Source organism: Pantoea sp. S62 (assembly GCF_016658625.1).
GTDB lineage: Bacteria > Pseudomonadota > Gammaproteobacteria > Enterobacterales > Enterobacteriaceae > Pantoea > Pantoea vagans.
In genome coordinates this window covers 13,214-27,639 of the sequence record NZ_JACVVI010000005.1, presented here as the reverse complement: position 1 = coordinate 27,639, position 14,426 = coordinate 13,214, and the positions used below count along the sequence as shown (strand labels likewise).

17 protein-coding genes are annotated in these 14,426 nt (G+C 60.2%); 6 read left to right on the top strand and 11 right to left on the bottom strand.

The features are described from left to right. Window positions 1–684 (bottom strand): acireductone synthase, encoded by a 684-nt coding sequence (gene mtnC / locus IBT54_RS09225; protein WP_201252048.1) that lies wholly within the window; start codon window positions 682–684, stop codon window positions 1–3. Continuing rightward, the gene (locus IBT54_RS09220) at window positions 681–1,295 is read right to left on the bottom strand and encodes a methylthioribulose 1-phosphate dehydratase (protein WP_013356890.1); all 615 of its coding nucleotides are present in this window, start codon (window positions 1,293–1,295) and stop codon (window positions 681–683) included. The genes mtnC and IBT54_RS09220 overlap by 4 nt, the downstream gene beginning before the upstream one ends. Window positions 1,296–1,600: 305 nt before the next feature. On the opposite strand from IBT54_RS09220, the gene IBT54_RS09215 reads away from it, so the two are divergent. Continuing rightward, window positions 1,601–2,761: a pyridoxal phosphate-dependent aminotransferase gene (locus IBT54_RS09215; protein WP_107319359.1), complete on the top strand. Its 1,161-nt coding sequence runs from the start codon at window positions 1,601–1,603 to the stop codon at window positions 2,759–2,761. Further along, window positions 2,749–3,516, top strand: a complete 768-nt coding sequence (locus IBT54_RS09210) for an amidohydrolase (protein WP_013356888.1) — start codon at window positions 2,749–2,751, stop codon at window positions 3,514–3,516. The genes IBT54_RS09215 and IBT54_RS09210 overlap by 13 nt, the downstream gene beginning before the upstream one ends. An 11-nt stretch (window positions 3,517–3,527) precedes the next feature. On the opposite strand, the gene uraH is transcribed toward IBT54_RS09210, so the two are convergent. The 9 genes from uraH to hpxU all read right to left on the bottom strand — a co-directional run bounded on the left by uraH (window position 3,528) and on the right by hpxU (window position 10,727). After that, window positions 3,528–3,863, bottom strand: coding sequence for a hydroxyisourate hydrolase (gene uraH, locus IBT54_RS09205; RefSeq protein WP_013356887.1), 336 nt, complete (start codon window positions 3,861–3,863; stop codon window positions 3,528–3,530). Beyond that, entirely contained in the window at window positions 3,860–4,354 is a 495-nt protein-coding gene (gene uraD / locus IBT54_RS09200; protein WP_095707649.1) for a 2-oxo-4-hydroxy-4-carboxy-5-ureidoimidazoline decarboxylase, read from the bottom strand. The genes uraH and uraD overlap by 4 nt, the downstream gene beginning before the upstream one ends. Window positions 4,355–4,356: 2 nt before the next feature. After that, the gene (gene hpxK / locus IBT54_RS09195) at window positions 4,357–5,610 is read right to left on the bottom strand and encodes an allantoate amidohydrolase (protein ID WP_095707650.1); all 1,254 of its coding nucleotides are present in this window, start codon (window positions 5,608–5,610) and stop codon (window positions 4,357–4,359) included. Next, window positions 5,607–6,842, bottom strand: coding sequence for an alanine--glyoxylate aminotransferase family protein (locus tag IBT54_RS09190; RefSeq protein WP_041456654.1), 1,236 nt, complete (start codon window positions 6,840–6,842; stop codon window positions 5,607–5,609). Before IBT54_RS09190 ends, hpxK begins: the two co-directional genes overlap by 4 nt. Window positions 6,843–6,863: 21 nt before the next feature. Further along, window positions 6,864–7,595 (bottom strand): amino acid ABC transporter ATP-binding protein, encoded by a 732-nt coding sequence (locus IBT54_RS09185; RefSeq protein ID WP_013356883.1) that lies wholly within the window; start codon window positions 7,593–7,595, stop codon window positions 6,864–6,866. Further along, the gene (locus IBT54_RS09180) at window positions 7,576–8,232 is read right to left on the bottom strand and encodes an amino acid ABC transporter permease (RefSeq protein WP_033731668.1); all 657 of its coding nucleotides are present in this window, start codon (window positions 8,230–8,232) and stop codon (window positions 7,576–7,578) included. The genes IBT54_RS09185 and IBT54_RS09180 overlap by 20 nt, the downstream gene beginning before the upstream one ends. Then, on the bottom strand, window positions 8,232–8,900 hold the full coding sequence (locus IBT54_RS09175; protein WP_013356881.1) for an amino acid ABC transporter permease: 669 nt from the start codon (window positions 8,898–8,900) through the stop codon (window positions 8,232–8,234). Before IBT54_RS09175 ends, IBT54_RS09180 begins: the two co-directional genes overlap by 1 nt. A gap of 10 nt (window positions 8,901–8,910) precedes the next feature. Beyond that, complete coding sequence (locus IBT54_RS09170; protein ID WP_033731666.1) at window positions 8,911–9,696, bottom strand: transporter substrate-binding domain-containing protein; 786 nt, start codon at window positions 9,694–9,696, stop codon at window positions 8,911–8,913. Between the two features lie 191 nt (window positions 9,697–9,887). Then, window positions 9,888–10,727, bottom strand: coding sequence for a MurR/RpiR family transcriptional regulator HpxU (hpxU, locus tag IBT54_RS09165; protein ID WP_013356879.1), 840 nt, complete (start codon window positions 10,725–10,727; stop codon window positions 9,888–9,890). Between the two features lie 138 nt (window positions 10,728–10,865). Between hpxU and IBT54_RS09160 the strand changes: the two genes are divergently transcribed. Genes IBT54_RS09160 through hpxZ form a run of 4 tightly spaced genes read left to right on the top strand, consistent with a single transcriptional unit; the run spans window position 10,866 to window position 14,421 of the window. Next, the gene (locus tag IBT54_RS09160; RefSeq protein WP_201252047.1) at window positions 10,866–12,452 is read left to right on the top strand and encodes a gamma-glutamyltransferase family protein; all 1,587 of its coding nucleotides are present in this window, start codon (window positions 10,866–10,868) and stop codon (window positions 12,450–12,452) included. A 12-nt stretch (window positions 12,453–12,464) separates the two neighbouring features. Further along, on the top strand, window positions 12,465–12,647 hold the full coding sequence (hpxX, locus tag IBT54_RS09155) for an oxalurate catabolism protein HpxX (RefSeq protein WP_033781957.1): 183 nt from the start codon (window positions 12,465–12,467) through the stop codon (window positions 12,645–12,647). Then, entirely contained in the window at window positions 12,644–14,041 is a 1,398-nt protein-coding gene (locus tag IBT54_RS09150) for an AtzE family amidohydrolase (RefSeq protein ID WP_201252046.1), read from the top strand. The genes hpxX and IBT54_RS09150 overlap by 4 nt, the downstream gene beginning before the upstream one ends. Next, entirely contained in the window at window positions 14,041–14,421 is a 381-nt protein-coding gene (gene hpxZ / locus IBT54_RS09145) for an oxalurate catabolism protein HpxZ (protein WP_110331408.1), read from the top strand. Before IBT54_RS09150 ends, hpxZ begins: the two co-directional genes overlap by 1 nt. Window positions 14,422–14,426: the final 5 nt, after the last annotated feature.

Genomic DNA, 14,426 nt, shown 5'->3' with positions numbered 1-14,426 from the left:
CTAAATCGACTCCGGGTTAATCTGGGAAAAATCCGTCACCTGACGATGGCGGCTCTCGTCATCCGCCTCGCCACGCAGTAATTGCAACGTCTGCCAGCCCGCCTCCGCGGCGGCATCCAGCTCCTGATGAATATCGGAGAGAAACAGCAGCTGCGCCGCTGGCTGACCAATTTCAGCGGCGATAGCGCGATAAGCCGTGACTTCACGCTTGGCGCCGACGTGGGTGTCAAAATAGCCGCTGAACAGGCCAGTAATATCACCTTCGTCGCTGTAGCCAAATAACAATTTCTGCGCCGCAACCGATCCGGAGGAATATACATAAAGTTCAATACCCTGCGCCTTCCAGCGAGTGAGTGCTGGGAGGACGTCGGGATAGAGATGACCGGTAAAACTGCCGTTCACGTAGCCATCGCGCCAGATCATCCCCTGCAGCGCTTTCAGGCCGGTGGATTTGCGATCCTGGTCCATAAAGCCCAGCAGAATGTCCGTCACCCCGTCCAGATCGGCCTGCGGCTGACCGGCCTCTTCACGTACCGACTGCAGCGCCGCCGCCACCTCAGGCTGGTGCGCATTGTCACGCACGAAGTCCGGCAGGTGCGTGCGGGCATAGGGAAACAGGATGTTGTGTACAAAGCGGATATCGCTGGTGGTGCCTTCGATATCAGTAACAATGGCGCGAATCATGCTTTCTCCAGCAGGCGACGTTGACGTTCACATTCAAATAAAAATTCCAGACCTTCCAGATGACGGCGGGCTTCGCTGACATCCCGGCCCCAGCAGGTTAAGCCGTGGCCGCGCAGCAGGAAGCCGTAACGCAGCGGAAAGCGGGCGGCGTAATCTTCAATTTCTGACGCCAACGCCGCAATGTCCTGACTGTTGTCGAATACGGGAATCGCCAGCGTATCCAGATGGGTGTGCTGGCCACTTAACGATTTCTGCATCTCATAGCCGTGCAGCAGCAGCGCCGCGCCCTGCTCCACCCGCGACAGCACGGTCGAATTCACCGTGTGGGTATGCAGCACCGCACCCGCCTCGGGAAAAAGGCGATAGATCATCGTGTGCAGCCCGGTTTCAGCCGACGGCTTACGGCCAGAGAGCGACTGGCTGGTGGCAATGTCGACCTCGATAAAGTCATCCCGCGTCAGCGTGCCTTTATCTTTACCCGATTCACTCAGCAGGCAGACATGTTCATCGCGGCGCACGGACATATTGCCGCCGGTGGCGGGTGCCCAGCCTTTCGCCCCAATCCAGTGACAGGCAGCAACCAGCTGATCTAACGGAAGACTCTGCGACATAATGGTTCCTTGCGGTGAAATGAGATTCCGGGTAAGTACGCGTAGCCAACGCCGCCGACGCGTGGCTCATGACGCATGTAAATGCTAAATGATCCGCATCTCAGCAAGGCGGCAAGTGCGCGCATCCCCGGGAGCTTACATAAGTAAGTGACTGGGGTAAGCAAACGCGGCCAACGCCGCTGACGTGCGGAGCATGACGCATTTAGCCGTCTAAGCGTCTTGATTGCCAAATACTACCATCCTGTTTATAGTGGCACAAACCCCGGGTGACACCGCATCAATCTTCGCGCTTAAGGCCTGACACCATGACGCAGCACAACCTGATCCCCGAGAGCAAACTCCCTTTGCTCGGCACCACGATTTTCAGCCAGATGAGTGCGCTGGCGCAGCAGCATAACGCCATCAATCTCTCCCAGGGCTTTCCCGATTTCAGCGGCCCGGACTATCTGCAGCAGCGGCTGGCGTATCACGTCAGCCAGGGCGCGAACCAGTATGCGCCGATGACCGGTGCGCTGCCGTTGCGTGAGGCGATTGCAGAGAAAACCGCGCGGCTTTATGACTATCGTCCGGATGTGGAAACGGAAATTACGGTGACGGCGGGCGCGACCGAAGCGCTCTATGCGGCGATTACCGCGCTGGTGCGGCCGGGCGATGAGGTGATCTGCTTTGATCCCAGCTACGACAGTTATGCCCCTGCGGTGGAGCTGTCGGGCGGCGTGATGAAACGCATTACGCTGCAGCCGCCTGCCTTCCGGGTGGACTGGCAGGCATTTGCTGCGCTGCTGAGTGACAAAACCCGGCTGGTGATCCTGAATACGCCGCACAATCCTTCGGCCACCGTCTGGCAGCAGCAGGATTTCGCCGCGCTGTGGCAGGCGATTGCTCAGCACCCAATCTATGTGCTGAGCGACGAAGTGTATGAGCACATCTGTTTCGATGAGGCGGGCCACGCCAGCGTGCTGGCCCATCCTGAACTGCGCCAGCGCGCCATTGCGGTGTCATCGTTTGGCAAGACGTTCCACATGACCGGCTGGAAAGTGGGTTACTGCATTGCTCCTGCGGCGATTAGCGCTGAACTGCGCAAGGTGCATCAGTACCTGACCTTCTCGGTGAATACCCCTGCGCAGCTGGCAATTGCCGATATGCTGCGTGAGCATCCGGAACACTATTTTGAGCTGCCGGCGTTTTATCGTGACCGGCGCGATCGGCTGGCGACGGCGCTGAGCAACAGCCGCTTTAAGGTACTGCCCTGCGAAGGCACCTACTTTTTGCTGGTCGATTACAGCGCCATCTCCGATCTGGATGATGTCAGTTTCTGCCAGTGGCTGACCCGCGAAGTGGGCGTCGCCGCGATTCCGCTGTCGGTGTTCTGCGCCGATGCTTTCCCTCATAAACTGATCCGCCTCTGTTTTGCCAAACAGCCGGCGACATTAGATGCCGCCGCGGAGCGCTTATGTCAGCTTTAAAAATTACCGTTTTGCAGGAGACGCTGAGCTGGATGGATGGCGAGGCCAACCTGCGACATTTTGACGCGCAGCTGGCCGGACTCACCGGACGTGACCTGATTCTGCTGCCGGAGATGTTTACTACCGGCTTTGCGATGGAGGCAGCGAAAAGCTCGCTGCCACAGGCGCAGGTGGTTGAATGGCTGCATCAGCATGCCCGCCGCACCGATGCCCTGGTCGGCGGCAGCGCGGCGATTCAGACCGACAATGGCGCGGTTAACCGCTTCCTGCTGGTCGAGCCGGACGGCACGCTGCATCAGTATGACAAGCGTCACCTGTTCCGCATGGCGGATGAACATCACCACTATCTGCCCGGCGAACAGCGTCAGGTGTTTGAGTGGCGCGGCTGGCGCATTCTGCCGCAAATCTGTTACGACCTGCGCTTTCCGGTTTTCTCGCGCAACCGCAACGATTACGATCTGGCGCTCTATGTTGCCAACTGGCCAGCGCCACGTACGCTGCACTGGCAGGCGCTGCTGTTAGCGCGGGCGATTGAAAATCAGGCTTATGTGGCAGGCTGTAATCGTGTTGGCAGTGACGGCAATCAGCATCACTACAGCGGCGACAGTCAGATTATTTCGCCGCAGGGCGAGATCCTCAGCGCGGCCGAGCCGCATCAGCGCGCCCGGCTGGATGCTGAGCTGTCGCTGGACGCGCTGAAGGCCTACCGCGAGCGTTTCCCGGCGTGGCAGGATGCGGATCGTTTTTCGCTGTAAACCACCGACGATTAGCTGCCGCGATAGGTTGACCACGACCAGGGTGAAATCAGAAACGGCAGATGGAAGTGGCTGCCCGCCTCGGCAATGACAAAATCGATCTGGGCGCTGACGTAGAGCGCATCCCGACCGGCAGCGGCAAAATAGTCGCCAATTTCCGCCGTTAAACGGTAATGGCCCGGCGTCAGCGGCTCGGGCGTCAGATCTTTCAGACGTCCGTCGCTGTCCGTTTCACCCTGTGAAATCGGAAACCACCCTTCCGGACTGTTCTGCTCCAGTGAAATCGCCACGGCGCTGGCCGGTTTGCCCAGCGCCGTGTCAAGAATATGGGTCGTCACGGTACTCATTGCATCATCTCCTTAAGGCGTAACAGGGTAATTTCACGCAGCTGATCCAGCGCCTCCTGCTGCTCGGCAATATCATCATTCTGCAACCGACGCTGCAACTCTGCCAGCATCTGCTCGCCGCTGCGCCCTTTAGCGCGTATCAGAAACACCCGGCCAAAACGTGCTTCATACGCCTGATTAGCCTGCTGCATCGCCCGTTGCAGGGCGTGATCGGCCTGCTGCATTGCAGACTGCTCGCCACGTGACAACGCGGCTTCCTTATCTGCGCCGTTCACGCGCTCACCGATGCGCGGATGTGCCGACAGGGCGGCCTCCAGTTCAGGCTGCTGCCACTGACGCGCCAGCGTATCGGCAGTAGCCAGTAATGCATCGGTGCTGGCAAAAGGCCGGGCCGCCACCAGCGCCTGCTGCCAGTGCGGGATCGCCACACAGTGCCGGATGGCCGCCTGCGCTTCGTCAGCGGAAAGCTGATTAAATGTGGCTAATTCCATGTTCAGCTCCGTCCGGCAATCAGCGAGACCGCCTGTAAATAGGCCTGCAGCGCAGGTGCCACATCGTCCACCGCCACCGACTCAGCCGGATGGTGACTGATGCCGCGATGGTTACGCACAAATAACATGCCGACCGGCCAGCGTTCAGCGATGGCGATAGCGTCGTGTCCGGCACCGCTCGGCAGCGACAGACTGCGACCCTGCACCGTTTCCACCGCATGGCTCAGCGCCTGTTGCAGCGCAGAGTCACAGGCGGTGGCACCGATGCGATAATATTCGTTCGATTCAAACTGAAGTCCACGGCGCAGTGCAATCGCCTCTGCCTGGGTTAACAGGCTGGAGAGCAGCGTCTCCAGCGGCGTGTCCAGCGGACCGCGTACGTCGAGTGACAGCGACACCTCGCCGGGGATGACATTCACCGCACCCGGCGCACAGTTAATCGTACCGACGGTAGCGACCAGCTGCGGGTCCTGCTCACGGGTGGTCTGCTCGATAAACACCATCCACTCGGCAGCGGCGGCCAGCGCATCTTTGCGGTGCGTCATCGGCACCGTGCCCGCATGGCCCGCTTCGCCGGTAAAACGGCAGTTGAGGCGGCGCGCACCGTTGATCGCCGTGACCACGCCCAGCGCCAGCTCCTCCTGCTCCAGACAGGGGCCCTGCTCAATGTGCAGCTCAAGATAGCCGACGATGTCCTCAACCCGCCGCGCCGCAGATACGATCCTGTCGCTGTCGAGCCCGACATCGGTCATCGCCTGCGCCACGGTGATGCCGTTGCCGTCAGGATGCGTCACCCAGCTCTGCGGCCAGCTGCCGGTAATACCGCGACTGCCGAGCAGCGTAATGCCAAAACGGGTGCCCTCTTCGTCGCCGAAGCCAATCACCTCAATCGCCAGCGGCAGACGGCACTGATGTTCGTTAAGCCACTGCACGGTTTCAATGGCGCTGAGCACGCCCAGCATCCCATCATAGCGCCCGGCGTTGCGTACCGTGTCGAGATGCGAGCCGAGCAGCAGCGCAGGCGCACCCGCTTCTGCCGCCTCGTAGCGCCCACAGATATTGCCAACTTCATCCTGCCACACCTGCATTCCCGCCGCCTGCATCCACTCACCGACGCAGGCGTTAGCGCGCAGATGTTCTGGCGAGAGGTAGACGCGGGTCAGTCCCTCAGCCGTTTCGCTGATCGCGGCCAGCGTATCGCAGCGCGCCATCACGCGCTGTGCCGCGACCTGGGCTTCGCTGGCGCTCATCATCATGCGTGGCTCCCGTAGTGATCCCACGCGGCCTGTGCGGCGGCACCCTGCGGCGTGCGGTAGCCGACGTAGGTCAGCACCGTTTCCAGCGCCGACAGGGTCTGCATCACGCAATCTTTACGCGCGTTGTAGCCCATGGTGCCGATGCGCCAGACCTTGCCATGCAGCGGACCAAATGAGGTGCCAATCTCAATGCCAAAATCTTCCAGCATCAGCTTGCGCACCTGATCGCCATTCACGCCGGACGGGATCATCACGCCCAGCACGTTGTTCATTTTGTTTTTCAGATCGCCGAAGGTCTCCAGCCCCATCCCCTGAATGCCTTTCAGCATCGCTTCGCCATGCAGTTTGTGGCGGGCGATGCCGTTATCCAGCCCCTCCTGCAGGATCAGACGGGCGCATTCGCGCGCGCCAAACAGCGCACTGGTCGCTTCGGTGTGATGGTTGAGCCGCTCCGGGCCCCAGTAATCCATGATCATGCCGAGATCAAAATAGTTGGAGTAGATCATCTCCTCTTCGCCATCCTGATGCGCTTCGGTGCGGATCCCCTGCTCTACGCATTTGCGTTTGCGGATCACCGCTTCCATCTCTGCGCTAAGGGTGACCGGCGAGGTGCCCGATGGCCCGCCCAGGCATTTCTGCATCCCCGCCGACACCGCATCCAGTCCCCAGGCGTCCGTTTCCAGCGCGTTACCCGCCAGCGACGCGGTCGCATCGGTGTAGAACAGCACGCCATACTGTTTGCAGATTGCGCCCAGCTGCTCCAGTGGTTGCAGCATGGTGGTCGACGTGTCGCCCTGCACGGTCAGCAACAGACGCGGTCGCACTTTTTTGATCGCATCTTCAATCTGGTCCGGGGTAAAGACTTCGCCCCACGGCACTTCAATGGTGTGCACGTCCGCACGACAGCGGCGGGCAATTTCGCACAGCAGATGACCGAAACGGCCAAACACCGGTACCAGCACTTTGTCACCAGGGCGAATAGACGACAGCAGAATCGCTTCGATACCGGCACGTGACGTGCCATCAATCAGCAGCGTCCAGCGGTTTTCGGTGCGGAACACGCCGCGATAGAGCGCCATCACTTCGTTCATGTAGTGGGTCATCGCAGGATCGTACTGACCCAGCAGCTGACTCGACATGGCGCGCAGCACACGGGGATCGGCGTTAATCGGCCCCGGTCCCATCAGCAAACGCTGTGGCGGATTGAGTTGCGGGAATTTTGTTATATCCATCATCATTTCCTTTTCTAAGACTCAGAGACGAACCGAAGAAATAAACTGCTTCAGCTCCGCCGTCTGCGGCTGGGCGAACAGCGTTTTACTGTCGCCCTGCTCCCAGACGCGCCCCTGATGCATAAAGACCACCCGATCGCCCACGTCGCGGGCGAAGTTCATTTCATGGGTGACGAGGATCAGCGTCATGCCCTCTGCCGCCAGCTGCTCCAGAACCTTGAGCACTTCGCCCACCAGTTCAGGATCGAGCGCGGAGGTGATCTCATCACAGAGTAAAACTTTCGGCGTCATCGCCAGCGCACGGGCGATCGCCACGCGCTGCTGCTGACCGCCGGAGAGGCTGGCAGGATAGTAGTTAAGGCGTTCGCCCAGTCCGACCTTCTCCAGCATCTGTGCCGCCAGCGCCCGGCACTCGGCCTCGCTTTTCTTCAGCACGCGGCGCGGTGCCAGCATGACGTTCTCCAGCGCTGTCATGTGCGGGAACAGGTTGAAGCTCTGAAACACCATTCCGACCGAGCGGCTGATTTCACGCGCCTGCGAATCGCGGTCGGTGATCGTCATTCCGCCCAGCTTGATGCTGCCCTCCTGATAACCTTCCAGCCCATTCATGCAGCGCAGCAGCGTGCTTTTACCCGATCCGCTGCGACCGATGATCGAGATCACCTCGCCCATGTCGATATCCAGATCCACGCCTTTCAACACATGGTTGTCGCCGTAATATTTTTGCACCTGATTAATGGTGATGAGCGGCATTGAATTTTTTCTCCAGATACTGGCTGTAGCGAGACAGCGGATAACACATCAGGAAGTAGCCCAGCGCCACCAGCCCAAAGACTTTAAACGGCTGATATGTGACGTTGTTGAGAATGGTGCCCGCCTTGGTCAGCTCGATGAAGCCGATAATCGACGCCAGCGCGGTGCCCTTGATCACCTGCACGGCGAATCCCACCGTCGGGGCGATACCGATGCGGATCGCCTGCGGTGCCACCACCCGCCACAGCGTCTGACCAAAGGTCAGGCCGAGGCAGCGCGACGCTTCCCACTGCCCTTTCGGCAGGGCGCGGATGCTGCCGTACCAGATGTCCACCAGAAAGGCGCTGGTGTAGAAGGTCAGCGCCAGTGAGGCGGCGGTCCAGGGGGCGACATCGATCCCAAACAGGCCGACGCCGAAAAATGCCAGGAACAGCTGCATCAGCAGCGGCGTGCCCTGAAACAGCGCGGTGTAACCGCGTATCAGGCGCGTCAGCCATTTACGCTGCAGCAGCCGCATAAACAGCAGCGGCAGCGTCACCAGCGTGCCGCCAACAAAGGCCACCAGCGACAGCAACAGGGTCCAGCGCGCCGCCAGCAGCAGGTTGCGCAGAATGTCCCAGTCGGTAAAGGTCGTCATCATGATGGCTGCACTCCAAACCATTTACGGCCAATCGCCAGCAGCAGATGGCGCATCGCAATCGACAACGCCAGATAGATCAGCGTGGTCACCAGATAGACCTCAAAACTTAAGAAGGTGCGCGACTGGATCAGGTTGGCGGCGAAGGTCAGCTCCTCATAGGAGACCTGCGACACCACCGACGAGCCCAGCATCACGATGATGCACTGACTCACCAGCGCCGGATAAATGCGCTGCAGCGCAGGCGGCAGCACGACCCGCAGAAAAGTCTGGCTGCGGGTTAATCCCAGCACCCGTCCCGCTTCCCACTGCCCTTTGGGCGTCACCTGAATCCCGGCGCGGATAATCTCGGTGCTGTAGGCGCCAAGGTTAATCAGCATCGCCAGCAGTGCCGCCTCACCCGCAGTGAGTTTCAGCCCAAGCGCAGGCAGACCGAAAACGATAAAGAACAGTTGCACCACAAACGGCGTATTGCGGATCAGCTCGACATAGATGCCCCACAGACGGCTCATCCAGCTCGGTTTGCCGCTGCGCAGCGCCGCGCCCGCAATGCCGAGCGCCACGCCACCGGTGGTCGCCAGCACCGTCAGCTGGATGGTGACCCACAGACCGGAGAGCAGCTCCGGCCAGTAGGGCCACAGGGCGGGAAAGTTAAGTTGCCCGATCATGAATCCGTCCTCAGGCGCCGAGGTTCGCAGGCAGCGGTGCTTTCAGCCACTCTTCAGAGAGTTTATTCAGCGTGCCGTCTTTAATGCCCTGCTCAATCAGCTCATTCACTTTAGCTTTCAATGCAGGCTCATCTTTTTTCAGGCCGATATAGCAGGGTGAATCTTTCAGCATAAACTGCGCCACAGGCGCTTTGGCCGGATTCTGGCGCGCAATCGCGGCGACGACCAGGTTACCGGTTGCGACATACTGCACCTGACCAGAAAGATACGCAGACAACGTGGTGTTGTTATCTTCGTAGCGTTTCACCTGCGCATCTTTCGGGGCCACTTCGCTGAGCACCATATCTTCTACCGCACCGCGCGTGACGCCAATCGACTTGCCGCTCAGAGCCGACGCCGCTTTGATTTCATCGCCCTTCGGTCCGAAGACGCCCAGGAAGAACGGCGCATAGGCACGGGTGAAGTCGATCACTTTCTCACGCTCGGCGTTTTTACCCATGCTGGAGATAACCAGATCGACCTTGTCGGTTTGCAGATAAGGCACGCGGTTGGCACTACTGACCGGCACCAGCTGCAACTTAAGTTTCATCTGCTTCGCCAGATATTTCGCCGTGTCGATGTCATATCCCTGCGGCTGCAGGTCAGTGCCGACCGAGCCAAACGGCGGAAAATCCTGCGGCACGGCGACACGGATGACGCCGCGCTTCTGGATATCCTGCAGTTGATCGGCCAGCGCACTGCCCGTTTGTGCCATCAGTAATGCCGCTGTCGCAACTGCCATCAAAACTTTTTTCATTATGCACCCCGGTGAGATTAACGTGAAACAAAAGATTCTTTGACAAACAATCTGCAACTAATGTGCCAATACGGGCGGCAACAGAAAAAGGGTTAAGCGGCAGAGAGTTCAGTGGAAATACGGCGTAATCGGGGCAATCACGCCGGGGAAGTGGTGTTCTGAAATGGGGCAAAGCACCAAAACGGTGCCTGTTAACGGTGCTCCAGCTCGTCAAACTGCTGGTAAAGGTCGGCGATCTGATGAATACGCTGACGTCCCTGTGCCAGCATTTCATGCAGCAGCGCATTGGCGATCAGATTAACCAGACTCATGGCGGCACTGTAGCTGTCGAAGGCGGAAACACTGTCGAGTGGCGTACAGAGCTGCCAGCGCGCCAGCGCAATCACCGTCTGCGCCTGCGGCTCACACAGTGCCAGCATCGGGACACCGGCAGCCTGCAGCTGCTGCATCAGCGGACGAATGATGCGCGCACGACGACGAAACGCCATCACGATCACCATGTCGTCCGGCGTGATATCCACCAGCTCCTCAGCCAGCGTCTGGCCCGGCTGCGGCAGGATATGCACCTGTGAACGCGCCTGCACCAGCTGCTGGCGCAGATGGAGCGCCACCGGATAGGCGTTGCGCATGCCGATGATAAACACGCGCTTAGCCTGCGCCAGCTGCTGAATCACCTCATTAAAGTGTCGGGCATCCAGGCTGTTTACCCACTGCGTCAGATTAGCCATCTCCTGCTTGTAGTGGCGCGCCAGCAGCGTATTGCCCTGCACCGCATCACGGTTATCGGTCAGCGGCATGCCGCTCTGCCGCAGGATGCGAAGCTCATCACGCATATCCTTGTACTTCTCATAGCCCAGACGCTTAAACAGTCGACTGACCGTGGCTTTCGACACGCCACTGAGCCGCGCCAGCTCGGCGCTGTTGTAGCTGATCAGGTCATCGAAGTGGTCAAACACGAAGTCGGCAATACGCTGCTCCTGCGGAGAGAGCTGGGGATAGTGACTTCTGAGTCGTTCATCAAGCTGTTTCATAAGGCGTCCTGTAACTTTTGTTTCAGCAGAAGCTAGCACAATTTACGCCAGGTTAACCGGCGCATTGTCAGCTGAGCATGAAAACTGGAACAGCTCTTGCTTTGTTATGGGTTCTGTCACCCGGATAACGAGAAAAAGATGATTCAAAGCAATATGGCCCCGCAGGGGATGGCGGTGACGCCACACCATCTGGCGAGTGAAAGCGCACTCGCAGTACTGCGTGATGGCGGTAATGCCATTGAAGCGATGGTGGCTGCTGCCGCAACTATCGCCGTGGTCTATCCGCACATGAACGGACTGGGCGGCGATGGCTTCTGGCTGATTCTGCCGCCTGGCGGCGATCCGGTTGCTATCGACGCCAGCGGCGCAGCCGGTTCACTGGCGCACCGCGATTTTTACGCCGATTACCCGAAGATCCCACATCGCGGGCCGAAAGCGGCGCTGACGGTGGCCGGTACGGTCAGCGGCTGGCTGGATGCACTGACGCTCTCTGCAGAGATGGGCACCCCGCCACTGCCGCTGGCCCGTCTGCTGCGGGATGCGATTCGCTACGCCGCCGACGGGATTCCGGTGACCGCCTCACAGACCGCCGCGACCACGAACTTCCTCAGTGAGTTGCAGCATCAGCCCGGCTTTCGTGCCCATTTTATGCCCGACGGCGATGTGCCGCAGCCGGGCAGCCGTTTTACCCAGCCCGCGCTGGCGAACACCCTGAGCCAGCTCACCGAAGAGGGACTCGACAGCTTTTATCGCGGCCCGCTGGCTCACCATATGGCCGGTGAGATGGCGACGCTGGGCATGCCGGTGACGCTGGCCGATCTGCAGCAGCATTACGCTCGTCGCACGACACCGCTGCATCTCGCCCACAGCGAAGGCGACATCTGGAATATCGCTCCGCCAACCCAGGGCGTCGTGTCGCTGGCGATCCTCGGCATCACCGATCGGCTGGAGATGACGGAGGCTGACGACGCGCAGACGGTGCACCGCATCGTGGAAGCCACCAAAAAAGCCTTTGCGCTACGCGACAAACACATCACCGATCCGCGTCACATCACCGAAGATGTGCAGGCGCTGCTGGATAGCGATCATCTCGATACGCTCGCCAGCCAGATCGCCGATGGCGAGGCCGCCGCCTGGGGCAGCGGACGCGGACCGGGCGATACGGTCTGGATGGGCGTGATGGACAGCAGCGGTCTGGCTGTTTCCTTTATTCAGAGCATTTACCACGAGTTTGGCAGCGGTGTGGTGCTGCCTGGCACGGGCATCACCTGGCAGAACCGGGGCGCTGCGTTCAGCCTCGACCCTGACCATCTGCTGGCGCTCGCGCCCGGTAAGCAGCCGTTCCATACCCTCAATCCCGCCGCCGCACGGCTGAAAGATGGCCGGACAATGGTGTATGGCGCGATGGGCGGAGATGGGCAGCCGCAGACCCAGGCGGCGATTTTCACCCGCCATGTGATTCAGGGGCTGCCGTTACAGCAGGCGGTCAGTGCGCCGCGCTGGCTGCTGGGCCGGACCTGGGGGCAATCGTCCGACTCGCTGAAACTGGAAGGCCGCTTTGACGACGAAACGGTATTGATGCTGCGTCTGTGGGGACATGAGGTGGAACGGCTGCCGGACTTCAGCGAATCCGTAGGCCATGCGGGCGCGATTGTGCGTCACAGCAACGGCATGTTTGAGGGCGCAAGCGACCCACGTAGTAACGGCAGCGCTGCCGGTTTTTAACAGGAGCGAATCATGAATCAACAAGAGTGGGCCAGCTACATCGGCCATATGGAGCAGATCCTGCAACTGGAACTGGATGAGGCACGTCGCGCTGAGCTGCTGATCCAGCTTTCACGCATTGCGGAAATGGCTGCGCCGCTGATGGCGTTTCCGCTGGATGACCGGCTGGAAGTCGCAGGAGTATATCAGGCATGAGATTAGGTGATGTTTCAATTCAGACGCTGCAACGGGCGATTCAGCAGGGTGAGATCAGCGCACTGGAGGTGGCGAAGCACACGCTGCAGGCGGTTGAGCAGCACAACCCGGCGCTGAATGCCTGGACGGAAGTGACCGGGCCGCGCATGTTAAAAGAGGCCAGCGTCATTGATGCACAGCGGCAGCGCGGCGAAACGCTGCCACCGCTGGCGGGCATTCCGTATGCGGTGAAAAACCTGTTTGATGTGGTGGGTCACAGCACCCTGGCCGGTGCCAGCCTGTTCCGCGATCGCCCTGCGGCACAGGCAGATGCGTTTGCCGTTGATAAGCTGCGTCATGCTGGTGCGCTGCTGTCGGGTATGCTGAACATGGATGCCTATGCCTACGGTTTTACCACCGAGAACAGCCATTATGGTGCGACCCACAATCCGCGCGATCTCAGCCGCGTGGCGGGCGGCTCGTCAGGCGGTTCGGCCGCCGCGGTAGCCGCCGGGCTGGTTCACTTTTCGCTCGGCAGCGATACCAACGGTTCGATTCGGGTGCCCGCGTCGCTGTGCGGTATTTTTGGCCTTAAGCCCACTTTTGGCCGTCTGTCGCGTAGCGGCAGCCATCCGTTTGTCGCCAGCCTTGACCATATCGGGCCGCTGGCCCGGCGGGCTGAAGACCTGGCGCTGGTTTATGATCTGTTACAGGGCGCAGACCACGCCGATGCGTTTCAGGCCGATCGTCCGCTTGCCGCGACGCTGCCGGGGCTGTCACAGGGCAGCGAAGGCTTACGCTGCGGCGTGCTGGGCGGCTTTTTTTCCCGCTGGTGCGATGATGACGCGCGCGCTGCCGTCGCGGTGGTCGCGGCCGCGCTGGATGCACAGGAAGAGGTGCTGATGCCCGACGCGGAGCTGGCACGCTCGGCGGCATTTATCATGACCGCCGCAGAAGGCGGCAATCACTATCTGCCTGCCCTGCGTCAGATGCCGGAGCAGTTTGAACCGAACTCACGCGAGCGTCTGCTGGCGGGTGCCATGATGCCAGGCGCCTGGTATGTGCAGGCGCAGCGCTTCCGTCGTTATTTCCAGCAGCAGGTGTTACCGCTGTTTGATCATTTCGATGTGCTGATCGCCCCGGCAACGCCCTGTAGCGCGATCACGATCGGCCAGCAGACGCTGTCGATTCAGGGTGAATCGCTGCCCGCTAAAGCAAGTATGGGGATGCTGACGCAGCCGATCTCCTTCCTGGGATTGCCGGTCTGTACCGTGCCGCTGGCGACCCGGAGCGGCCTGCCGATTGGTTTACAGCTTATCGCCCGTCCGTTTAACGAAGAGGCAGTGCTACGCGCCGCCTGGGCACTGGAACAACAGGGCATTACGATACCGCAAATCAATATGGCAGGAGCCTGATGAACAGAGAGATTAATTTACCGCAGGTGCTCAGCGAGGTGACGGCGCAGTTTTACCGCTACGAGCAGGCGCTGGTTAGCAATGATGTGGACGAACTGGATGCGTTGTTCTGGCACGACCCGCGAACCGTGCGCCTCGGCGCGGGTGAGAATCTGTATGGCATTGATGAGATTCGGGCCTTCCGTGCCGCGCGTCCGTCAGCCGGGCTGGACCGGACGCTGCGCAACACCGTGATTACCACCTTTGGCGAGGATTATGCGGTCTGCAGCACCGAATTTACCCGCACCGGCAGCGATAAAATTGGCCGCCAGCAGCAGACCTGGGTGCGCATGCCCCACGGCTGGTGCATCGTGGCGGCGCAGGTCAGTCTGATGAGCTGACGGCC

What these genes read in the sequence shown, in the direction of transcription:
- IBT54_RS09175 (WP_013356881.1), bottom strand. Translation starts at nt 8,900, where the DNA reads ATGATCGGGCAACTTAACTTTCCCGCCCTGTGGCCCTACTGGCCGGAG.
- hpxU (WP_013356879.1), bottom strand. Translation starts at nt 10,727, where the DNA reads ATGAAACAGCTTGATGAACGACTCAGAAGTCACTATCCCCAGCTCTCT.
- mtnC (WP_201252048.1), bottom strand. Translation starts at nt 684, where the DNA reads ATGATTCGCGCCATTGTTACTGATATCGAAGGCACCACCAGCGATATC.
- IBT54_RS09215 (WP_107319359.1), top strand. Translation starts at nt 1,601, where the DNA reads ATGACGCAGCACAACCTGATCCCCGAGAGCAAACTCCCTTTGCTCGGC.
- hpxK (WP_095707650.1), bottom strand. Translation starts at nt 5,610, where the DNA reads ATGATGATGAGCGCCAGCGAAGCCCAGGTCGCGGCACAGCGCGTGATG.
- IBT54_RS09210 (WP_013356888.1), top strand. Translation starts at nt 2,749, where the DNA reads ATGTCAGCTTTAAAAATTACCGTTTTGCAGGAGACGCTGAGCTGGATG.
- uraD (WP_095707649.1), bottom strand. Translation starts at nt 4,354, where the DNA reads ATGGAATTAGCCACATTTAATCAGCTTTCCGCTGACGAAGCGCAGGCG.
- IBT54_RS09220 (WP_013356890.1), bottom strand. Translation starts at nt 1,295, where the DNA reads ATGTCGCAGAGTCTTCCGTTAGATCAGCTGGTTGCTGCCTGTCACTGG.
- IBT54_RS09185 (WP_013356883.1), bottom strand. Translation starts at nt 7,595, where the DNA reads ATGCCGCTCATCACCATTAATCAGGTGCAAAAATATTACGGCGACAAC.
- IBT54_RS09180 (WP_033731668.1), bottom strand. Translation starts at nt 8,232, where the DNA reads ATGACGACCTTTACCGACTGGGACATTCTGCGCAACCTGCTGCTGGCG.
- uraH (WP_013356887.1), bottom strand. Translation starts at nt 3,863, where the DNA reads ATGAGTACCGTGACGACCCATATTCTTGACACGGCGCTGGGCAAACCG.
- IBT54_RS09190 (WP_041456654.1), bottom strand. Translation starts at nt 6,842, where the DNA reads ATGGATATAACAAAATTCCCGCAACTCAATCCGCCACAGCGTTTGCTG.
- IBT54_RS09150 (WP_201252046.1), top strand. Translation starts at nt 12,644, where the DNA reads ATGAGATTAGGTGATGTTTCAATTCAGACGCTGCAACGGGCGATTCAG.
- hpxX (WP_033781957.1), top strand. Translation starts at nt 12,465, where the DNA reads ATGAATCAACAAGAGTGGGCCAGCTACATCGGCCATATGGAGCAGATC.
- IBT54_RS09160 (WP_201252047.1), top strand. Translation starts at nt 10,866, where the DNA reads ATGATTCAAAGCAATATGGCCCCGCAGGGGATGGCGGTGACGCCACAC.
- IBT54_RS09170 (WP_033731666.1), bottom strand. Translation starts at nt 9,696, where the DNA reads ATGAAAAAAGTTTTGATGGCAGTTGCGACAGCGGCATTACTGATGGCA.
- hpxZ (WP_110331408.1), top strand. Translation starts at nt 14,041, where the DNA reads ATGAACAGAGAGATTAATTTACCGCAGGTGCTCAGCGAGGTGACGGCG.